Origin of the sequence: Nostoc sp., from assembly GCF_036916975.1 — a bacterium.
GTDB lineage: Bacteria > Cyanobacteriota > Cyanobacteriia > Cyanobacteriales > Nostocaceae > Nostoc.
This window is the reverse complement of record NZ_JBALFF010000093.1, coordinates 43,193-58,111: the sequence shown is the minus strand read 5'-3', so window position 1 is coordinate 58,111 and position 14,919 is coordinate 43,193. Positions and strand designations below refer to the sequence as shown.

15 protein-coding genes and 1 other RNA gene are annotated in these 14,919 nt (G+C 41.2%); 5 read left to right on the top strand and 11 right to left on the bottom strand.

The features are described 5' to 3' along the window. Positions 1-101: 101 nt before the first annotated feature. The 3 genes from V7K73_RS23370 to V7K73_RS23360 form a co-directional block, all read right to left on the bottom strand. Complete coding sequence (locus V7K73_RS23370) at positions 102-1,121, bottom strand: peptidoglycan-binding domain-containing protein (RefSeq protein WP_334883490.1); 1,020 nt, start codon at positions 1,119-1,121, stop codon at positions 102-104. Positions 1,122-1,210: 89 nt separating this feature from the next. Further along, the gene (locus tag V7K73_RS23365) at positions 1,211-2,482 is read right to left on the bottom strand and encodes a M16 family metallopeptidase (protein ID WP_334883548.1); all 1,272 of its coding nucleotides are present in this window, start codon (positions 2,480-2,482) and stop codon (positions 1,211-1,213) included. An 87-nt stretch (positions 2,483-2,569) separates the two neighbouring features. Then, a complete protein-coding gene (locus tag V7K73_RS23360; protein ID WP_334883488.1) occupies positions 2,570-3,835 on the bottom strand; it encodes a M16 family metallopeptidase in 1,266 nt (421 codons plus the stop codon). A 326-nt stretch (positions 3,836-4,161) separates the two neighbouring features. Here V7K73_RS23360 and V7K73_RS23355 point away from each other — a divergent pair, with 326 nt between their 5' ends. Beyond that, positions 4,162-4,680 carry a GNAT family N-acetyltransferase gene (locus V7K73_RS23355; RefSeq protein ID WP_334883486.1) on the top strand — a complete coding sequence of 173 codons (519 nt, stop codon included), beginning with the start codon at positions 4,162-4,164 and terminating at the stop codon, positions 4,678-4,680. 234 nt (positions 4,681-4,914) lie between these two features. Here V7K73_RS23355 and ssrS read toward each other — a convergent pair. The 4 genes from ssrS to V7K73_RS23335 form a co-directional block, all read right to left on the bottom strand. After that, positions 4,915-5,098, bottom strand: a non-coding RNA gene (ssrS, locus tag V7K73_RS23350) — 6S RNA. A gap of 61 nt (positions 5,099-5,159) precedes the next feature. Continuing rightward, positions 5,160-6,323, bottom strand: coding sequence for a 5-(carboxyamino)imidazole ribonucleotide synthase (locus V7K73_RS23345; protein WP_334883484.1), 1,164 nt, complete (start codon positions 6,321-6,323; stop codon positions 5,160-5,162). Next, positions 6,323-6,811 carry a pentapeptide repeat-containing protein gene (locus tag V7K73_RS23340; protein WP_334883546.1) on the bottom strand — a complete coding sequence of 163 codons (489 nt, stop codon included), beginning with the start codon at positions 6,809-6,811 and terminating at the stop codon, positions 6,323-6,325. Before V7K73_RS23340 ends, V7K73_RS23345 begins: the two co-directional genes overlap by 1 nt. Positions 6,812-7,496: 685 nt before the next feature. Continuing rightward, entirely contained in the window at positions 7,497-7,649 is a 153-nt protein-coding gene (locus V7K73_RS23335; protein WP_334883482.1) for a lmo0937 family membrane protein, read from the bottom strand. 524 nt (positions 7,650-8,173) lie between these two features. Here V7K73_RS23335 and V7K73_RS23330 point away from each other — a divergent pair. The 4 genes from V7K73_RS23330 to V7K73_RS23315 all read left to right on the top strand — a co-directional run bounded on the left by V7K73_RS23330 (position 8,174) and on the right by V7K73_RS23315 (position 11,759). After that, positions 8,174-8,497, top strand: a complete 324-nt coding sequence (locus V7K73_RS23330; protein ID WP_334883481.1) for a hypothetical protein — start codon at positions 8,174-8,176, stop codon at positions 8,495-8,497. A 426-nt stretch (positions 8,498-8,923) separates the two neighbouring features. Beyond that, positions 8,924-10,954 (top strand): FAD-dependent oxidoreductase, encoded by a 2,031-nt coding sequence (locus V7K73_RS23325; protein WP_334883479.1) that lies wholly within the window; start codon positions 8,924-8,926, stop codon positions 10,952-10,954. A gap of 149 nt (positions 10,955-11,103) precedes the next feature. Further along, positions 11,104-11,430 (top strand): ATP-dependent Clp protease adapter ClpS, encoded by a 327-nt coding sequence (gene clpS, locus V7K73_RS23320; protein WP_334883478.1) that lies wholly within the window; start codon positions 11,104-11,106, stop codon positions 11,428-11,430. A 5-nt stretch (positions 11,431-11,435) separates the two neighbouring features. Then, positions 11,436-11,759, top strand: coding sequence for a DUF2103 domain-containing protein (locus tag V7K73_RS23315; protein ID WP_334883476.1), 324 nt, complete (start codon positions 11,436-11,438; stop codon positions 11,757-11,759). Positions 11,760-11,786: 27 nt separating this feature from the next. Here V7K73_RS23315 and V7K73_RS23310 read toward each other — a convergent pair whose 3' ends face one another. The 4 genes from V7K73_RS23310 to V7K73_RS23295 all read right to left on the bottom strand — a co-directional run bounded on the left by V7K73_RS23310 (position 11,787) and on the right by V7K73_RS23295 (position 14,817). Next, positions 11,787-12,107 (bottom strand): hypothetical protein, encoded by a 321-nt coding sequence (locus V7K73_RS23310; protein ID WP_334883474.1) that lies wholly within the window; start codon positions 12,105-12,107, stop codon positions 11,787-11,789. Positions 12,108-12,617: 510 nt separating this feature from the next. Then, entirely contained in the window at positions 12,618-13,103 is a 486-nt protein-coding gene (locus V7K73_RS23305) for a molybdenum cofactor biosynthesis protein MoaE (protein ID WP_334883472.1), read from the bottom strand. Positions 13,104-13,312: 209 nt separating this feature from the next. Continuing rightward, on the bottom strand, positions 13,313-13,738 hold the full coding sequence (locus V7K73_RS23300; protein WP_334883470.1) for a KTSC domain-containing protein: 426 nt from the start codon (positions 13,736-13,738) through the stop codon (positions 13,313-13,315). A gap of 224 nt (positions 13,739-13,962) precedes the next feature. After that, a complete protein-coding gene (locus V7K73_RS23295; protein ID WP_334883468.1) occupies positions 13,963-14,817 on the bottom strand; it encodes a class I SAM-dependent methyltransferase in 855 nt (284 codons plus the stop codon). Positions 14,818-14,919: the final 102 nt, after the last annotated feature.

The window sequence follows — 14,919 nt, the reverse complement described above, 5'->3', positions numbered from 1 at the left end:
GGTTCGATTTTCCGTTACCTGTGCGTAAGTCCTACACTAGCAAGTTCCATCATTAAGGTAACTGCCAAATTTGCACTATAGTGGATGGCAATAGTATCAGCCTAACGCTGTTGGGGCTGACGCCGCAAAAGAACCTCCCAGGTAGAGCCACCAACTACACCATCAGCTTCTAAACCATAGCGCGTTTGTGCAGTTTTTACAGCTGCTTCGGTTGTCTCGCCAAAGTCTCCATCGGCATCGCCTTTTAATAAACCAAGCTTTTTCAGTTGTTGCTGCAACTTAACAACTTCAGAACCACGTAATCCTATACGCAAAATTGGCAATCCTTCTGAGGTGTATTGAATACCAGGGGTTCGCTTAGTAGTTGTGTTTGTCCCAGTTCGAGTAGTTTGCCCAGTCTGTGTAGTTGACTTTCGAGTAGTTGATGTAGTCCGATTCGGCGTTTTTTGTGTGCTTGAAGTTGTAGTTTTTTTTGGGGTAGCAGGTCTTGGCTCAGGGCTAGTCGCAACTCGTGTTACAGCTTTTTTTGGGGTAGTAGCTCTTGGTTCGGGGCTAGTCGCAACTTGTGTTACAGCTTTTTTTGGAGGATTGGAATTTACAACGTTGCTGACATTGCTAGCCTGGGTTGGAACAGGAAAATTGGTAGCTGAGTTAAATCTTGGCTGGGATGAAGGAACGGTTGATGCTGCTACTGGTTGATTAGGGAAAAGTCGTTGCCAAGTGCTGGCATCAACAATGCCATCTGGATTTAAGCCAGCAGCTTGTTTAAACCGGGAAACAGCACTGGCTGTATTCTCACTATATGTACCATCTACCGCACCAGAATAAAAACCCAAAAGTTTTAGAGCTGCCTGAAGTTCAGATACGCGTTCGCCTTGGCTACCCACTTTCAGGATAGGGCGGTTGATGCTATCTTCAGGATTTACTTGGGCAATTTGTGGCGCTGCTATTGATACTAGAGCCGTTGAGGTAATAAACAGAGGCGTAGTGGAGAACAAGAGTATTTGAATGGCTGAGAAAGATTTAGACCTCTTTGGTCGTTTTTCCATTCTACAGCGATTTACAGTTGGATCTAGTAATTTTAAGTAACTCAAAATACTTGCTGTCAGGCTGCTTTGCATGGAATTCACTCCCAGAATATTCTCATGCTAATAGTACAGCCGCTTGGTCTAAAAAACAGCTGCTGTATTTTACGATTCTACATTTTCAGTTATGCGATCGCACGATTAATTGCTTCTTCTTGACCAACTAAAGACAAGTAAGGCTCTTTTAAATACTTACAAGCTGAAGCAATGGCATCCTTGGCACTCACCGCCGCAATCAATTCTTGAAACTTGGTGTCAAAATCAATTCCTAAGCCCAAAATTTCATACCAACCGTATATCTGAGCAATTTGCCCATTGGTTTGTTTACCTAAAGCGTACTGCCCCAGAATCTTGTTTTTAGCAGCTTGGAGTGCGCTTTCGGATACTTCGGTGGTAGATAACAAATCTACTTCTGTACGCAGTCCCGCTAGGGCGATGCTGGTATTTTCTGGTGCTGTACCCATGTAAACCACAAATGAGGCTGGAAATAGCCTTGTAGAGTAAAAGGCGGATACTTCGTAAGCTAAACCGCGTTTTTCTCGCAATTCCACAAACAAGCGACTAGAAAGGCCATTCCCCAAGTAGGTACACAGCAACTTTAGGGCGGCGTAGTCAACAGAACTCACCGATGTTCCCAAATACCCAAGCATCACGATTGATTGTTGTGTCTGGACTGGCTTAATCTTTACCTGCGGTTCCACCTTAATCTCAGGTAAATTTAGTATTGGTAGTGCTTGGGCTGGCGCTTGCCAATCAGCAAAAACTTCTTCCACCAACGCTGCTGCATCTGTGGGTGTAATTCTACCAGCAATACTAATTACTACATTATCTGGACGGAAATAAGTTTGGTGATATTCCACTAAATCCGCACGAGTTAAGCGGCTCATAGTGGTTTCATTTCCCAGTACTGACATAGAGTAGGGATGATTTTGGTACATTACCTGCCGCATTTGTTCAAAGGCGACATTGAACGGTTGCTCTTTTTGGGAACGAATATCTTGGAGTGCTAAACGCCGTTCTAGTTCCACTTGAGTTTCGGGGAAAGTAGGCGATCGCAAAATCCGCCCTGCCAATGTTAAAATTTCCCTAAAATCGGATGTTACCGTTTTGAAAGATAGTAAAAAATAATCAGTGCCAGCATCTGCACTTAAACTCGCTCCTACAGACTCGACAATTTCTGCAATTTCCAAGCTAGAAAGTCCATCGCATCCCTTTGTCATCACTGCTGATAGCAAATGTGCCAACCCTGCTTGCTCTCGGTTTTCGTTACAACTACCAGCACGCACAAAGATTCGCGCCGCAATAATATCCGCAGCAGGATTTTCTGCCACCAGGACGACAATGCCATTGTTCAATACGGTACGATGGATAGGAGATTTTTGCAGCAAGGTTGTCATTTCTAATTTGTCCTTTGTCATTTGTCATTTGTCCTTTGTCATTTCTGATTGGTCATTTGTCTTTTGCTAATGACTAATGACTAATGACTAACAGGGCTTAAGTACAGTAACCGCGTAATTCTTTGGAGATAGATACTGTTTAGCTAATTTTTGCAGTTCTTGGGCATCAAAAGACTGAATCTCCTGGGGATATGTCACAGCTAATTCAGCTTGGGCAATGGTATTGTAATATCCATAAAGCCCTGTAAGCTGATTTGGCGTTTCGGTAGAAAAGGCATACTCGTTACATAGCAGCCTGCGTGTACGAGCAAGTTCCTGTTCAGTAATTCCTGTAGTCTGCAAATCATCCAAATGAGCGCAAATTAAGGACTCAACTTCCTCCAGATTTTTTGGTTCCAACCAGGCAGTTATTGTAAATAAACTCGATTCCCGTTGTAGAGAAAAACTACTGTAAATCCCCTGTACTAATTGCAAATCTTCTCGTAAATCACGCACTAAACGCGAAGTCCGCCCTTCTGCTAATAACACTGATAATAAATCTAAACCGTAGCCAGCGCGGATTTCTTCTACTCCAGGTACCAGCCACGCCATCAATAATCGCGCTTGTTCTATGCGTGGTAAATACAGTTCTTGACGATGAATTCCGGTTATTACTGGCTTTGTCACTTTCTCAAACTGCGGACAATTAGAGCGTTCGGCAAAATCAGCAAATGAATGATTTACCATTTCCCAAGCTGGTTGCTGGGCTATACCCCCAGCAATTACCACCGTCATGTTTTCCGGCTGATAGTGAGTACGGTGAAAACAGCGCATTGCTTCTGGCGATTGCTGCATCAGTTCTTGCTCAGTACCCAAGACCGAACGTCCATAAGGGTGATGCGGATAGATGCTTTGAATCAGCGCTTGAAATCCTCTCCAGTCAGAATCGTCCTGATAAGAGCGAATTTCCTCTAGCACCACATCTCGTTCGCGGCTAAATTCATCTTCTGGAATTGCCGCATTCAGCAGTAGTTCTCCCAAGTAGGGCAGGGTATCTTTTAAATAAGGGGCAGCTGTGGTAAGGCAATAATGAGCATAATCATAGCTTGTCGCTGCATTACTTACGCCTCCCCGGTTTTCAACTTTAGAATCGAACATCCCAGGGGGTAGCGTCGCGGTACCTTTAAAAATCATGTGTTCTAAAAAGTGCGCCATCCCAAACCAAGGTTCTGGCTCTAGGCTTGCTCCAGCACGCACCCAAACATCCGCCACAACTACAGGAGTAGTGGGAATCTCTTGATGAATAAACGTTAAACCACTGTCTAGTCGGAAGACCGAGGCTGGAAATACTGTATTAGTTAGTTGCTGTGACAATTTTCTGTAGCTTTAACCACAATTTCAGATAATTTTGTCATCTTAACTCTGAACGATACCTAATTTAGAATCAAGTTATACAAATTTTGTTTTTATCTCCAGGTATCACTAAATTTTAAGTCCTTTGTAGTGGATGCACAGATGTGCATTGGTGTCAACTGAAGGCGTAAACGTTCGTTGACAAAGATATAAGATATCCTAACCCCCTTAAAAAGTATGACTGTTTCATTCTATCAGAGAGGGATTTTTTCAAGAGGATGAGCGAGAATTTCCGATAAAATTTAATTGAATATTCAATTAAATGAGCTTACCTTGAGATAAGACAAATGCAGATAAATAATCAGACTTTAGGAAATTTCATAACCATCATACAAACAACAGACATCCAAAACTTTATTCCTCTTTTAAAAGAGTTGGAATTTGGAGATAAATTTAGTTTATCAGTACTTCGTTGGTGTGAAATTAAAGAACGTCATAAAACTCTCGCTTTTTGGCAAGTTTATTTAGCAACCCTGGAAACAGAAACTATAGGTGTTATGGGTCTTTACCAGATGGTGAATAGCTCTCCCAATATTGTATGGGTTGGATGGTTTGGTTTACGTCCTAAATACCGGCAGCAAGGGCTAGGAACAGTGATGATGAATCTATTAAAAAAATATGCATTAGAATTTGGATTTAAGCAGCTTTGGGTATTTACTAATACTAATAATTTTGCAGCTCTATCCTTTTATGAAAAAGCTGGATTTATTAAATTGGGTTCTGCTGAAGAAATTTGTCCAGATAAAACATATAAGTTGTCAGATATAATTTTGAGATATGAATTGGAAGAAGCTCATGAACATTAGTAAAAATTCAGGAGGTAGGGGTAGCACTATCTTCTTTTTAGACTGGGTTTTATACCATGATTAATTTTTACAGTGCATAAGTTGTAAATTAAGAAAAATAGCCAACATGCTTAATTTGCATCGGTTAAAACTTTTTATTTTCTAGTTTTAAATTTCTGATTTTTCCCATTACCTTTACTGATTTAAATAATTAAAGCTCCTAAGTTCTAACTGACTTTAGGAGCTAATAATTTTAAGTTTACCGCGACGCCGTTTTACCTAAGTTTATGACCTGGGTTTATCCAGGTGGGAACCTAAATTCCTCGTTTAAAGTTTCCGGGTACATGCCCGGTATACTGCCACGAGAACACTTGACTCCCTTGTCATTAAAGGCATAGATCAAAAAACTTGATGGCAGTCACCAACGTCGTAGTGCAACTTCACTTATTATAGCTTTTCAAAAGATGTTGTGTGTTCAACATCGAAAGTTTATGAAAAATTTACTTTGGATACCAGATAGATTCTATGTTGTGGGCGATGTCGTTGGTGTACGCACTTGCCGATTCTCGATTCTGATTATCTAGCAAAACGGTGACATGTCCCAATTTCCGCCCAGGACGTGATTCTGTCTTCCCATACCAGTGAAGGTGCGCTTGGGGAATTTCGGCTATTTGTTGACGCTGGCTTTGGTAGTCGCTATGAGAATTTTCATACCCCAGTAGGTTCACCATCAGTGCGCTAGCGCACTGCAAAGCCGGATTCCCTAAAGGTAAACCACAAACGGCTCTTAGGTGCTGCTCAAACTGCGAAGTTTCGCAAGCGTCAATAGAAAAATGCCCAGAATTGTGGGTACGGGGTGCAATTTCATTTACCAGAATTTTGCCATTAGTACCCAAAAATAGCTCAATTCCAAAAATGCCTACTACTTCTAGGCTATTTAATAGAGTATGTGCGATCGCTTGAATTTCTGCTACTTGATTAGGTGTAATTTCAGCAGGCGCAATTACCCGCCGACACACTTGTTGTTCTTGTTGGGTTTCTACCACTGGATAAGTGACAATTTCTCCCTCTACAGAACGAGCTGCAATAATTGCTAGTTCTCTTTCAAAAGGAACAAATTCTTCTAACAAGAAAAGTGATTGATTTAAAGTTTTTCTGGTTTCATCACTTAGCTTTTGCTCTAAAGTAGCAAAATCATGAATTATGAAAGTACCTTGACCATCATAACCGTGACGGCGGGATTTTAAGACTACGGGAAAACCTAGATATTCTATTTTTGATTTGAGATTTTCTCCCTCGTCAATGGCGAAAAATTCAGGAACAGGTAAGCCCAAGTCGCGTAAATAGCAACGCTGATGATATTTATCTAAAAGAGGAACTAAAGCTTCCAATCTGGGACGAAAACAAACGCCTTGGTGTGCTAAAATAGATAAAGCATTTAAGTTAACAAATTCGTTTTCAAAGGTGATGACATCGCATTTGTTAGCTAATATTTCCGTAGAAGTTGCATCATCAACTGGGGCGAAAACAGTTTCTTTAGCAATTGACACGGCCGGATCGTGTTGACTAGGAGTTTGTACTACTAATTCTACTCCTAGGTTCTGTGCTGCATCCGCCATCATCCAGGCAAGTTGTCCGCCACCAATTACACCAACACGTTTCATTAACATCCTAAAGAATCACGAGTTTGCACGCCTGTTTTGGAATTTACACCACTGGCTTTAGTACACAGTTCTTTGATTTGCGCTTTATCCAAAATTGCATCTGTAAAATCTGCACCGTCTATATTCACATCATTAAATATGGCGCGGAGCAAAAGAGCTTCTTTGAAAACTGCATCGCTCAAATCTGCCTTAGTCAAGTTTACCTGATCAACCATTGCATTAGTTAAATCTGCTCCGTGGAGATTTGCATTTGTCATCACCGAAGCACTCATAACTGCTCCCCGCAAGTCAGCCTTTGTAAAGTTAGCTAGTTCCATATTGGCGTTAGAAAACTCCGCAGCTTGCAAACTTTCACCAGAAAAATCACGTCTTGACAACTCTGCATTGCTAAATGAAAGCGGATGAGTCCAGTCTACTGCCTGTGCGGGATCAGCCACGCACCATATAATAATTCCGAGAAGCAACGCCAACCCTTGCCGCCATAACATATCGAGAGTCAATTTGTTGTCTAATCGCTGCATTTAATTACCGCATTTGAATATTAGCAAGACTGGATCATTTTATACCAATTCACAGAAACCATGATACATATACATTTATCGTAAGGGCTAGGCATTGCCCATTGGTGTCAATTTAAGCTAAAACATAGCAAAACTTTTGGCTTGACTTACCTGCCTAGAACTAAAGTTCAAGGCTAATAGTTAAAGTCTACTGAAGTAGACTAAAGATTTTTAGCTATATTTAGTCATTAAAAGAAGACTTTCGCTATAAGAGAAGGAAGTGAAGTTCCTTGCGGGACATAGCTTTTACGTTAAGTTGACACCAATGGGCATTGCCTACCCCTTACTAGCGTATTTGTATCATTATTAAAGTGAAATGGTATTAATTAAGACTCCCAATCTAGCGTTTCCTAAGAGGATGAATGAACAAGTATTGGGCGAATATAATTCGCTACTACACAAACGAAGTCCACCTCCGTGGACTAAGAGAAAATCAAGAGTTTTAAACCCACGGAGGTGGGTTTTGCCTGTGTAGCCGCGATTTATAATCGCCACGGCTAGTAAGAAATTAGACTTTACAAACATCCTCTAAGCAGATGAGGTACATTCAAATCTTTTTTAACAAGGTTAGTAACTTTGAAAACCTACCTTACCAGATCGGGAACCACTATATTTACACATCACGCGATTTGAAAAAATTATAAATAGCAAGGGCGATCGCTAAAAGCAACACTGCATGAATTAAATTTCCGGCAATATGAAGTGCCAGTCCTAATCCCCAAAAAGCAACCAGTACAACAACAATACCCCAAAGTATACTCAACATATATTTGCTCAGAATCAAGTAAGTTTTTATTTGTTTAGATATTTTACTCCTAGCTTCACCTTGAGTCTACTTATCCTCAGAGAGGTCTATAAAATTAAATCATCTTTCTTGAGAAGGAAAATTAATTAAAAATTTACCTTTTGCCCTTACCCGCAATTCCATTTCCCCTTTAACTGAGCCTACGCTCGGTAATTAGTTTACAATTCTTCATTTTTAGATTTGAATTTCAGGATATAAAGAGTTTTCTTAAGCAGTAATACTCATGGGCTTATTTACAATTCTTGACTTTCAATATTTCAAGTAAAGTTTTTTCTCTTTTAAATTTAACAGCCCCCATCAACTGTTAGCCTTTTAATTAATGAAAGCAAGGTTTGAGCGTAATTATATGCGTCTCAACTGCTTAACAAAGCTTAAAAATTCGATAATTAGCGTTAATTTTATAGCGATTAGTTAGTTGTTTAGGAATCTCCAAGAGTTTACATTCACCAAGTACACAACTTCCACAAACCGAACTCCGAAACGCGATGATGAATCATTACTCACTTCAATGGATTGAGGCATGGTGCCAAGAAAATGGCTGGACAGATTTGTTTGTCGAGCGACGTAATAACTTCTGGGCTTTCCCTCCGGGTGGGGTAATGCCGGAACCAATTCCAGTTCACGTTCTCAGAGTGATTAAAGCCGAGAAGGGATTGACTTTTGAAGAACGATTGTGGTCGATGTCGGCAGTAATTTGCACAATTTTAGCTGTTCTTTTTACCTTTTGGTTTCAGTCACCGATGCCATTAGTTTTAGCTTTCGCTTTTAACGCCGTTACGGTGGCTCAATTTGAGCTTGAAGATGCCTAAATTATTATTTTGGGCTTTGCTATTAAAAACTGCTCTTGTCTACTTTTAGTAAGAGCAGTTTTTAATTTCAGAAAAATAGATGAAATCACGATATATTGGTTGACCTTTTAGATAGGGATTGAAGTTGGGCAGATTTTTTTACGGGTAGGTTGCTGCATCAAAACCTCACCCCCAACCCCTCTCCTTATTAAGGAGAGGGGAGATAAAGCACAGCTTTATCGGGGTGAGGTTAAGCTGTACCTCACTATATATTAGGAAAAGCTATAAATCAGTTTTAATAACTTCAAGGTAAATTTAGCCTATATACTCGGTATTTTAAGTGTAAAAATTGCGTTTAAATATATTTACCCTTATAAACTTGTGATGATCATTTCCTGGATGCTACCTTCTACAAGGTGACACAGGATTTGGAGCAGTTTTTTAACCATGAAGGGTAGACATAAAGTCGCTTATAGCTTGACATCACTGATCAGTCTTAATTTAATATCTAGTTTAATTGCATTTGATGGTGCGATCGCCACAGTACCAAGAACACCAGATAAAACAGTCAATTGCGAGATTTTAGTTGTGGGTGGTGGACTCTCCGGTGTCGCTACAGCTTACGAGGGGTTACTCGCCGGAAGAACGGTTTGTCTCACGGAAATTACTGACTGGCTGGGAGGACAAATTTCTGCTCAAGGGACATCTGCGTTAGACGAACGCCCAACTCAACGGGCCCTCAAATTCTATTCTCGCGGCTACCTAGAATTGCGAAACCGGATTGGGCGCAAATACGGTAAACTTAACCCCGGTGACTGTTGGGTAAGTGAAGCCTGTTTTCTTCCCCGCGATGCTCACGCCATTTTGGTTAAGATGCTCAAAGATGCCGAGAAGCAAGGCAAAGGGAAGTTGCAATGGTTTCCTAACACGGTAATTAAGGATTTAGAAATCGCTGTTGATGGCAAAATAATTAATAGTGCGATCGCAATCCAACATCAACCAGCAAAAGGCGCACCACCCCTGAATACCTTTACTTTATCTCAAAGTATTGAAGATTCTTATAGCTACGAAAACTCATCTCGATTTACCAAAACTATTGTCCGTTTTCTCCCCAAGGCAGATAAAGGGGATGCTCCTAAATGGTATGTCGTAGACGCGAGCGAAACTGGAGAAATTATTGCCCTTGCTGATGTCCCCTACCGATTGGGTATTGATGCCCGTTCTTACCTAGAACCTTCGGCTTCTGACACCAACAACAACCCTTATTGCCCTCAAGGATTTACCTACACCTTTGCAATGGAGGCAACTAAGGAACCGCAACCGCAGACAATGCCCCCATTTTATTTAGAATACGCTCCATATTTCAGCTATGAATTAACGCGACTGGCTAACTTTGATTTAGTTTTCACCTACCGCCGTATTTGGAATCCAAAGAAAGGGAAACCAGAAAAATTCGGTGGTGTAAGTTTTACTGCTCCTACACCAGGCGACATCTCTATGCAAAACTGGACTTGGGGTAACGATTACCGCCCTGGAACAGCCCAAGATAACCTGATTTACAGTCGCCAACAGTTACAAAGTACTGGGCAGTTAAACCCAGGTGGTTGGATGGGGGGACTGCGAACAGAAACCCTCCGCAAAGCTGAGGAAAATGCCCTCTCTTTCTATTATTGGTTGGTAGCTGGGATTACAGATTCCAAGTTGGGGCAGGGTGTAAAGCAGCTGCAAAGCAATAACCGCTTTGTTTCCGGGCTAAATTCCCCAATGGGGACAGTGCATGGGTTGTCGAAATATCCCTATATGCGCGAAGCACGGCGCATCATTGGCCGCCCCAGTTGGGGACAACCTGCTGGCTTTGGTATTTGGGAAATTGATATTTCTCGCCGAGATTACAACGATAAGTATTATTCCCAGACTCTGCCAGCAGATATGTATCGCAGGCTACGAGCCGCACTTGCAGGTTTGGAAGCAGTATCAGTAATTGAAGGTAAAGTCCCACCAGAAAAAGCAATGCGACGGACTCGTTCTACCATTTTCCCTGATGCTGTGGGTATTGGTCACTACGCTATAGATTTCCATCCTTGTATGGTGAATAGTCCCCCAGAAGCCCCTGGTAATACAGAACGTCCGGGTGAAAGACGTGGTGCAGCCCAAGCTTATCCCTTCCAAATTGCTTTGAGGGCAATGATTCCCCAGAAAATTGATAATTTGCTGGTAGGAGGCAAAAGTATTGCTAGTAGTCATATTGCTGCTGCTGCTTATCGAGTCCATTCCTTTGAATGGTCCTCTGGCGCAGCTGCGGGAACTGTTGCTAGTTTTGCCCTTAAAAATGCGATCGCACCCTACCAACTAGTCGATGATTTACCCAACCAAGAGCCACAACTGGAAGCACTCAAACGCCTTTTGCAACAAAATGGCAACCCCACAGCCTTCCCCGATACATCCATTTTTAACGAAAACTGGGATAATTGGCGGTAGATAGTTATTGGTCATTGGTCATTGGTCATTGGTCATTGGTCATTTGTTAAGGACAACGGACAAATGACGAATGACGAATGACAACTGACAATCGACTAAACTAATTGTTTGTAGTGTAGTTTTGTAAAATTATCTTGCTTAATTGTTCTATGGTTATGACACTTTCAGCAGATGTTTACGGGATGGCCACAGCACCAACTAAAGCTCCTGAACGGTCTGATCAAGTTACCCGTAAGACTTATCCGAATTACAAAGTGATTGTATTAAACGATGATTTTAATACATTTCAACATGTGAGTGAATGTTTGATGAAATATATTCCGGGGATGAGTGGCGATCGCGCATGGGATCTAACTAATCAGGTACACTATGAGGGTCAAGCGATCGTCTGGGTTGGGCCTCAAGAACCTGCGGAACTCTATCACCAGCAACTGCACCGAGCAGGTTTGACAATGGCACCTCTAGAAGCAGCTTAATTATCATGGGCAAACCCACCGCAGATTCCCTCAGAGCGGCTTCGCAAAAAGCTGGCAGATTGGTTTGGAATCACTCGACACACCTTGATGGTCTAATTCCGATTTTAGAACGTCTTTGTCAGCAGGATAACATCCAAACCGTCACGCCGGGAGTGATTGGGCGGGCAAAAGGCCATTGTCCGAAAATGCAACTGCGCGTGTCAGTACCGATTCGGGGCGGCTATAAAGTAATTGCACGACAGGGGAAGACGGTACAAGAGGTCTTTATTTTAACCCCTATGGCGCAGTCAGAATTGGAAACGGCATTAGCGATCGCTATGAAATCTTAATCATTCCCAATTCCCCATGCCCCATAACTATTCTTCAACACGGTGGACTGCAAATTTGTGTAGTGGCAGACTAACAATGCAAGAAAAAGTTAAGAAATATGACAGAGCCGTAGTTATTCTCAAACTCATGATCACAGATTCCCAGTCGGGTAAAACTAGTTTTTCTATCCCAAAGGCTACACAGTAAACTAGCCAGTAAGTAAAGCTCATTCTAAATAAAATCCGCTCTGTTTCTTCCACATCATTTTTTTGCTGCTTGCCGTCCCACAGTAACACTAGTCCAATAATGCAAGCTACAAAGGAAACAGCAACTACAAATTCGTGACAAAATATATTTAACGAATGCATTTGTGTTTATCCCCACATTTCTCAGTTGAAGATCAGTCTAAAGGAATATTCCTTATAGAAATACAAATTATTTACAAACCTCAATAGAGTCATGCCTTTTCTGTAAACAAATGCAACATAAATTGTTGTTTTGCAAATATAAATATTTTTAATAAAAATTAAATGTTTCTATTTTGCCCTCACCCTAAATCCCTCTCCCAAATCTGGGAGAGGGACTTTGAAATTCTGGCTCATCTTTTGCCATATATGGGGGATAGGTTGGGGGATGAGGGCAAATCCAGATCATACGCTAATTGCTGGATAAATTGAGCGTATTCTAATAACCTCACAAATTTTAACTGGTTGCGTGGGTTTAAGTCCCCCGGTTCTAAAAACGGCAAGTAATGCGATTGGGGTTAAATCCCCATTACAAAACAAAATTGACGAATTACGTACAGCCCTTTGGGCATGAAAACCGCGCAGCGTGCCGGAGGCTCTATTACGAATTACGAATTACGAATTACGAATTATTTAACAATTGTCTGCTGATGTTTCACAAGCAGCAATACTTACCCAACGGCTAGAACCATCTTCCCAATGTTCTTTTTTCCAAATGGGTGCATTATGTTTGAGGGTATCAATAGCATACTGGCAAGCTTCAAACGCCTGACTCCGATGAGGACAACCTACTGCGACTAAAACGCTAATTTCTCCAACTTGCAAACGTCCAGTGCGATGATGAATCACTACCCGATTTACATCAGGCGTAGATAAGCGAATATCAGCAGCAATTTGATAAAATATTTGTAATGCCATAGGTTCGTAAGCTTGATACTCTAGAGCAATTACAGGTTTACCATCAGTTTGATTGCGAACTACGCCACTCATTATAACTACAGCACCGTTGGCTGGATCGTCAGACAAGGCATAGATTTCTTCAAGAGACAATGGTGCAAAGCTAATGGCAAAACTATCTTCGGCTCTTGGTTTAACAGCAGAGGTAAGTGTAGTTGTCATAATTGCGATCGTAATTATGTGGGCTTTTTCTATTGTCTCTGAAAATACTGCTAGGTATGTTTAGTTGCTCTTGCTATAACAGTTATCGTTTACGTGAGGTACAATCGCTTGGCTGAAAATCAAAAATCAAAAAAAGCTTTTCATTTTGACCAAAAACAAGAAGGATACAAGCGCCTAAATTTATTTATAAGGATTAAAATAATTAGTTATTAGTCAATAGTATAATCTGCACCATCTAGACGATCGCAGTCATATCTATTTTTAATCGCTTGATTGAAAAAGCTGCCAATTGAGTCAGAGGAATGTAAATCTGACCAAGTATCCTCGTCTACGCCTAAGTACTGATAAACACCTCCATTTTGAAACTCAACTTGCAAAATGTGTTCGTCGCGATCGTAGCCTACAGCGATCGCCATTGATGAGCTAACTGGTAACATAGCAATTGGTTCTTCAAAGGGTAGCGCAGGCGTTTGGGTTATCGCCTCGTTCAGTTCTTGCAATCCTTCATAAGCTTGTACTGGCGCTGGAATTTCCAAAAACTCTAGTTCGTCGCCTCGATCGAGCAACAACTGCAAATATCCATTAGAGTGAGCGATCGCAACTAAACTGCTCAAGTCTACCTTAGATAGCTTCATTTATTTTCTGTTTTCCTGTTGGCGTAATCAAAAGTGTTAAAATTTTATGCAATACGTAAGTAGTTTTATAGTACAAAAATACTATATAAGCATTTCGCTGTCAAGCTTTTTCTCCCAATAGAGAATTTACTGATCCCAACTATGTTAATCTAAATAATTTGGCACAATAAAACCCTTTTTTTCGCTGCCCCCTGCAATAACTGCCTTATCCCAACGATAATTATCTACGCCGACCTACTTATTGGCTTGCGACCAAAGGTATAAAAAATTGTGACGTCGTTCCAAATGCCTTGTTCCGTAACTAATGCTGCCAACTCTGCTTCAAATTCCGCTTTAACTTCTTCCAGTTGCCCAGATGAGAGTTGCTTCATGGGATTGGGAAATTGCCCAGGTACTGGATGAGAACCTCCAAAGCACATCAGCTTTGCCTGTTCTAGGCTATCTAGGGTAATATAGCTACCATCTTGCTCAGACTTAATTTCAATCGCCTCAAAGCCTGCTGTTTTTAGTAGATCATGACACTTTTCAATAGTGCCTGTTGGTTTACTTAATGCAAGTGAAACGCCATATTTTTCGGCGACTTTTTGCACAGTTACCCCACCCACAAAAGCGGTGTCTGCGAATGCATGAAAGCCAATTAGTCCACCAGGTTTTAGCAATTGATGCCAAAAGCGTAATGTATTGGGAATATCAGCCATCCAAATCAGGGCTGAGGAACATAAAACAACATCAAAACTGTTGGCTGGAAAGTTCAGTTTCTCAGCATCCGCGAGTACAAGCTCAATATTATTCAGCCCCAACGCCTCAATCTTGCGCTTTCCCTGTTCTAGCATTCCAGTTGAAATGTCCACTCCAACAACTCTACCTGCAAAACCTACAAGCTGTGCTGCTTCAATCGCCACCATACCTGTTCCCGTTGCAATGTCTAAAACATGCTGTCCTTGGCTAATCTGTGCATGTTCAATCAGGCGATGAGCAATTCGAGGATGCCAATCGCCCTGATCGTAAGTTTGGCCTCTGCGACTGTATAAATCGGCAATCTGTTGCTTGTATTCATTCAACTCTAATTGTTCATTCATAATTCTCTTGCAAACAGTGTTTTTTGTCTTACATTTACATAATACTAAGTAGTTAGATGTAATTAAACATAACAAAAAACCTCACCCTCAATCCCTCTCCTT